Genomic DNA, 5,582 nt, shown 5'->3' with positions numbered 1-5,582 from the left:
CTATATCACCTTCGGTGTTCAGGACTTTCACCCTATAGACTGTGCCCATGCTGGGCACACCAACAAAACCCCACTCTATTTTTATAGAATGGGGCTATTAAAAATTACTTATAGTATACTGTTATTCTTGATAATTAGAAAGGGTTCTATTTGCTGTTGTTATTGCATTATCTATAGCTGCAATAGTACTTTGAATTTGTACTTTATTTTGTTGCTTTTCAACTGAATTAACAGCTTGATTTAAATTATCTTTACATGTTTGAAGCTGAGTATATGCATCCTGAACTCTTTGCCTAGCATTTTTGTTTTGCATAAATACACCTCCTGTTAAAGACTGTTTAATCTTACTTTCTTATTTTTCGTTTATTTTAATTAAATATACTAGTATTAATTTACTCAATATCTATAAAATGATATAGCTATCTTTTATTAGGAATCACAATTACCAATTTTTTTTATTTTTATTAACACTCTTACTCAGTAGTGCATATTATGTACTAACATAAGGTATTATCCAATGGAAGGAGGCATAAAGATGGGATACGGTGGCGGTTGCTATGATAATAACTGGATTTGGATAATTATAATTATTCTAGTAGTGTGTTGTTTTTGCTTCCCTAGTTTTATAGGTCCTTGCAAAGAATAGTCTATAATAGTTGACATAGACCTACTATGAGATTAAGAGGAATCAAATTCTGAAGAATTGGGAGTACACTCCCAATTCTTCCTTAATAAATAATTATTTTAGTATTACATAGAAGATAGGGGATTTCATCTAGTTATTCAAATAGAATCATATACAATAGATAATTAACCCTCCACCAAATAGTAGCAAATAACTCACTTAATAACCTCATTTGTTAATTGTCCTCTATCTTCTATGTAGTATAGATATGAGAATGATGTTATTTCTTTTTATACTCCTATTTATACATATCCTAAAGCAAAGGAGGTATAAGAATGGGTGCATTGTGGGGAGACAACTCAGAATTGTTATTTTTCTTCCTATTATTGGTAATTTTATTCTGCTACCCTATATATGGTATAGGATGTTAATCTAGTATTAACCCAATATATGTCTGAAGTCAAATAATATGGAAAAACACTAGTGGATTATGAGCGTACTTAAAATTTGTACATCTCATACCTCTAGTGCTTTTTTTAATAACTTTTTATTCCCGTTCTAACCAGCTTTCTCCTGCTAATTTAATTCCCATTGCACCAATAGGTGCAGTTATTATAATTGAAAGAACAGCCATAGCCAATATTAATTCTCCAGATTCAACTCCTGATGCTAATGGCACAGCACCAATAGCAGCCTGTACGGTAGCCTTAGGCATATAAGATATCACACAGAATAACCTTTCTTTTACATCAAAGTCAGTACCTATAAGAGAAATTAAAACACCAATACTTCTACTCAATAATCCTAACCCTATAATCAATATTCCTATCAATCCTGAGCTTATTGCTACATGGATATTTACCTGGGCTCCCACTAAAACAAATAAAAGCAATTCAGCAAAAACCCATATTTTATTAAATTTTGATGCTAACCTGTTAGCAACAGTAGAATATTTTTCTAACATTATAAATCCTATGGTCATAACTCCTAATAAGCTTGCTATTGGTATTATATTACTTAGAAGATCTTCTAACCCTGTAAAGAATATTGCTGTTCCTAAAATAATCAATACTTTTTTAGTATCTCTGATATGATAATGCTTAAATATTTTTATCAATATTAGTCCTATTAAAACACCTATAAGTATCCCTAGTATTATTGATAGAGGAATATTGAATAGTTGTTTAGCAATATTAATATTTTTACCACCATAAAGACCTAAGAAGGTTGAAAATAATGTGATAGCTATAACATCATCTATTGATGCACCAGCTAAAATTAAAGTTGGTATACCCTTCTTTTCTCCAATTTTTCTATCCATGAACTTAATCATTTGAGGCACTACAACAGCTGGTGAAACTGCTGCTATAATAAAGCCTAAAATTCCGGATTCAATTATTGTCATTCCTAAAATTTTATTAGCAATAAACATTATAGTAAAACCCTCAAATAATCCCGGTATAAAACTCATTTTTATAGCTGGCTTCCCAACTTTATTCAAAGTTTCTTTCTTAATTCCTAGTCCTGCCCTTAGTAAAATTACTATTAAAGCTATTTTTCTTAAATCTGAAGATATATTAAGGATTTCATCACTAATAATATTGAAGCCATAAGGACCTAAAAGAATTCCTAAAATAAGCATACCTAATAAACCAGGTAACCTTATCTTTTCGAATATCTTATTAAAAGATAACCCCAAAATAATAATCGTTGCTAAACTTATCGCCATAATTAACACCATCCTCTGTTGATTTTGTAAATAAGACAAAAAACAAAAAGCTCCTACTTCAACTATTATAGCCAAAGTAGGAGCCATCAATTGCAAAACAGCAATGTTTAAAGGCGAGCTCCATCACCTATACGGATAAGTATACCATTTGTAAATTACAATATCAATATTTATTTTAAATTTAATTCATATTTCATTTAGAATCAAAAAAATTCTTAATTCAGTCATCACTTTATTCCTTATCTATGTCCTGTAAAAATTGATCAAATTCTGGTAAAACAAAGTACTCTCTAAGTCTATCATATCTACTTTCAAAATTTTCATTTTGAAGATAAGTTTTAAATGCATTTGTACCTTCTTCTAAATTTTTAGCAGATGTTATAAAATCTTCTTTAACATGCTTAAGAAGAGATATTAAATCTTGTACTTCTCTATTATCACTTATTTCTTGATACCTACTATTGAATTTAAGGTCTCCATCAGAATCTACATATTTATCATAATCATGTACAATAGTTTCAATTTGATTAATTATAGAGTCACAATAATTAGAAATTAGTTTTTCTTGTCCTGGTGTAGGATATTCATTCATTTGTTTCAGCTCCTTCTGAATTTAAAATAGATTTTTTCTTTCAAACAAGTAATAATATTCTTTGTAAGTTTTTAACCTTTTATTACTTTCTCGAGAAAACTAAAAAATCTCCTTTATATGGTGTTAATTTATAAAAGAGATTTTCGTATTGTGATACTTACTATTCAATATTTTAAATAATTACTTTCCTTATAACTCATTATTTTTTATCCTTTTAATTAAATCATCTACCTTATCTTTTATAATGTCTCTAGTTTCTCTAAAACCTTCAATTGGACCACCTGATGGGTCGTCTAGTCCCCAATCTTCACTATGACTACAAGGTATATACGGGCATACAACATTACAACCCATTGTTATCAATATATCTATTTTTTTAGGTATATCAGATAACAATTTTGGATAATGACTACTCATATCTACTTTTGCTTCTTCCATTACTTCAACAGCCTTAGGTTTTACTTCTGAATAATTTTCAGTACCAGCAGAATAAGCTTCTAAAACATCATTCCCTAATTTTTTCGCCCATCCCTCTGCCATTTGAGACCGACATGAATTATGCACGCATACAAATGCTACCTTCTTTTTCATCTGAATACCTCCTCCACTATTTATCCTGAAACCAATGCCTAGTATTATTAACTATTTTAACAAGAGTCAACATTAATGGAACCTCTACTAGAACTCCTACTACCGTAGCAAGGGCTGCTCCAGACTGTAGTCCAAATAATGAGATTGCTACTGCAACCGCTAACTCAAAGAAGTTACTTGCTCCTATCATCGAAGCTGGTGCCGCGATATTATGGGGTAATTTCCAAAGCTTTGCCCATCCATAAGCTATAATAAAAATAAAAAATGTTTGAATTATTAAAGGAATAGCTATTAATCCTATATGAAGTGGATTGTTTATTATAACTTCTCCTTGGAATGAGAATATTATAATTAATGTTAACAATAGTCCCATTATAGTAATGTTATCAAATTTCTTCAAAAATACATTTTCAAAATAATCAATGCCTTTATTATTAATAACTATTTTTCTAGATAGATATCCTCCAACAAGTGGAATCACTACAAATAAAATCACTGAAAGAAAAAGTGTTTTATATGGTACCACCACATCACTAACTCCTAATAAAAATGCCACAATAGGTGTAAAAGCAAATAATAAAATAATGTCGTTAACTGCTACTTGAACTAAAGTATATGCAGGATCTCCCTTTGTTAAATGACTCCATACAAATACCATGGCCGTACATGGAGCTGCTCCAAGTAAAACTGCTCCTGCTAAATAGTCTTTTGCTAAATCTAAAGGAATTATGTTTTTAAATATAACTTTAAAGAATAATGCCGCAATTAGATACATTGTAAATGGTTTTATTAACCAGTTAATCACACATGTAACTGTAAGTCCTTTAGGTTTTTTTGTAGCTTCTATAACACTTGAGAAATCAATTTTTAGCATCATTGGATATATCATTAGCCAAATCAATATAGCTACAGGTATTGATACTTGTGCATACTCAAATTTGCTTAATGTATCAGGAACATCTGGAAAAAATTGGCCAATTGCAACTCCAATAATAATGCATAAAGCAACCCACACAGTAAGGTATCTACCAAAAAAATCTAAACCTCCACTTTGTTTTTTCATTTGTTCTGACATTTTAATCTCCTCCTTTATCAATAAATAATTATTTATATTATTGTCAAGGTCACTATAATAAGTAACACTTCTCTTCTTGTTTATCCTCCTTTTTATTTTCTTTTTTATCATTTTTCTTATTATCATCTTTGTTTAAACTAGTTTCACAAATGCAATTTTCTTTATATGAAGTTAAATCCCTAATAAAATTAATTATCTCATCAGTTGTTTTTTTCTTTATTGAATATATAACCCACTTCCCGTTTTTTCTTGAGTTTACTAATCCTGCCTGTTGCAATATTTTCATATGATGAGATATAGTTGGTTGGGTTAAATCTAAACCCTCCATTATGTCACATGCACATAATTCTCCACATGAAAGCATATCAAGTATAAGTAATCTATTGTTATCTGATAATGCTTTGAATATCTCTATTTGTTTATCCATCAAATCGCCTCCATCATATTGATATATTTCGATATATCTATCTATAGCATAAAATATATATAGATAAATGTCAATATGTTTTTTTAAAATAAATTTCTATATGTTTTTTAGCTGAATTATTTTTATTCTTTCTTTTCTAACTCTTTTTCACAACTTTTTTAATCTTATTTATTTTTCCTAATTTTATAACATTAATTAAATGATTAAAGCATTTTATAATTTATTTTTAAATTTATTTTATCAGTAATAAATCCATTCACATTTTTTATTAATCGCCATATTATATATTAGACTCTGCAATAAATTATTATAATATAAGGAGGGCACGACATATGACAGAAAATAAAGGTTTAGGTGGAATATTTGGCGGAAACAGTGAATTACTATTTTTCTTCTTACTTCTAGTTGTTTTATTCTGCTACCCATACTTTAATAGATGCTAACAAACAATTATTTTAATTTAGTTATTTATTTATAATGTAATCGAGTAGGAGGTAGATAATTATTTTATCTACCGACCTCTCACACCACCGTACGTACCGT

General features: G+C 29.1%; 6 protein-coding genes and 1 riboswitch. All 6 genes read right to left on the bottom strand.

Features of this window, described 5'->3' with window-relative positions:
- Window positions 1–121: 121 nt before the first annotated feature.
- On the bottom strand, window positions 122–313 hold the full coding sequence (locus JMO20_RS11290; protein WP_202709778.1) for a hypothetical protein: 192 nt from the start codon (window positions 311–313) through the stop codon (window positions 122–124).
- 859 nt (window positions 314–1,172) lie between these two features.
- A complete protein-coding gene (locus JMO20_RS11285; RefSeq protein ID WP_202709777.1) occupies window positions 1,173–2,354 on the bottom strand; it encodes a cation:proton antiporter domain-containing protein in 1,182 nt (393 codons plus the stop codon).
- A 70-nt stretch (window positions 2,355–2,424) separates the two neighbouring features.
- Window positions 2,425–2,491, bottom strand: a riboswitch (Fluoride riboswitch).
- Between the two features lie 95 nt (window positions 2,492–2,586).
- Complete coding sequence (locus JMO20_RS11280) at window positions 2,587–2,946, bottom strand: hypothetical protein (RefSeq protein ID WP_202709776.1); 360 nt, start codon at window positions 2,944–2,946, stop codon at window positions 2,587–2,589.
- A 189-nt stretch (window positions 2,947–3,135) separates the two neighbouring features.
- The gene (locus JMO20_RS11275) at window positions 3,136–3,537 is read right to left on the bottom strand and encodes an arsenate reductase ArsC (RefSeq protein ID WP_202709775.1); all 402 of its coding nucleotides are present in this window, start codon (window positions 3,535–3,537) and stop codon (window positions 3,136–3,138) included.
- Window positions 3,538–3,553: 16 nt separating this feature from the next.
- Entirely contained in the window at window positions 3,554–4,612 is a 1,059-nt protein-coding gene (gene arsB, locus JMO20_RS11270) for an ACR3 family arsenite efflux transporter (RefSeq protein WP_202709774.1), read from the bottom strand.
- Between the two features lie 52 nt (window positions 4,613–4,664).
- Complete coding sequence (locus JMO20_RS11265) at window positions 4,665–5,039, bottom strand: ArsR/SmtB family transcription factor (protein WP_202709773.1); 375 nt, start codon at window positions 5,037–5,039, stop codon at window positions 4,665–4,667.
- Between the last annotated feature and the right edge of the window lie 543 nt (window positions 5,040–5,582).

Source organism: Sporosalibacterium faouarense, assembly GCF_016765695.1.
Taxonomy (GTDB): Bacteria; Bacillota; Clostridia; order Tissierellales; family VENL01; genus Sporosalibacterium; species Sporosalibacterium faouarense.
Note: the sequence above shows the minus strand (reverse complement) of the source record. Positions and strands in the feature narration are given on the sequence as shown.